Origin of the sequence: Clostridium sp. MCC353 (assembly GCF_018785315.1) — a bacterium.
GTDB lineage: Bacteria > Bacillota > Clostridia > Lachnospirales > Lachnospiraceae > CHH4-2.
Map to the genome: position 1 here is coordinate 1 of NZ_WQPN01000055.1, position 539 is coordinate 539.

The 539-nt window shown below is 47.1% G+C and carries 1 protein-coding gene; it reads right to left on the reverse strand.

Going from position 1 to position 539, the window contains the following annotated elements:
• Positions 1 to 36 precede the first annotated feature (36 nt).
• The gene (locus tag GPL15_RS11430) at positions 37 to 246 is read right to left on the reverse strand and encodes a hypothetical protein (RefSeq protein WP_215698809.1); all 210 of its coding nucleotides are present in this window, start codon (positions 244 to 246) and stop codon (positions 37 to 39) included.
• Between the last annotated feature and the right edge of the window lie 293 nt (positions 247 to 539).

Genomic DNA, 539 nt, shown 5'->3' on the forward strand with positions numbered 1-539 from the left:
TTTCAGTTTCTGCCCGTCTTTTTCCATCCCTGGAGCCTAAGTTTCACTAACGGTTTCCAGATGGCTTTCATCACCGACGGATTCCGCTCCCCATGGCCGCCTCCAAACATCCAATTCCACCTCCGCTCCCTCGTCCCACTCTCCTGCTGGTATTCTCTGGCTAAAGTAATTAAAAGCAAATTTAACATAAAGGGTGAAGGCATTTTCGAAAATGGCTTCACCCTTTAATGTAAATCCCCACACCATTTAACATCAACCCTGAAGGCATTTTCAAAAATGCCTTGACGCTTTACTGTTAATCCCCACGTCAGTTACATAAAATATCTATACCACAATCTGCACGAAATACCAAACATCGTCTCAATCAAACGCCCCTTTGCTTCTTTTACATTCCTTCTCCAAATCTTTATTTATCCTTTATCAGACCGGTACACAGCCATGAATCCTGGGAATGGGGATGGACGGGGGCGGAGGCCTGCTTGGAGGTTTGACGCCGGGCGGAGCGGAATCCGTTGGCGATGAAAGCCGTCTGGAAACCG

Excerpts from the sequence above, each read along its gene's own strand:
- GPL15_RS11430 (WP_215698809.1), bottom strand. The coding sequence starts at position 246 with ATGGTGTGGGGATTTACATTAAAGGGTGAAGCCATTTTCGAAAATGCC.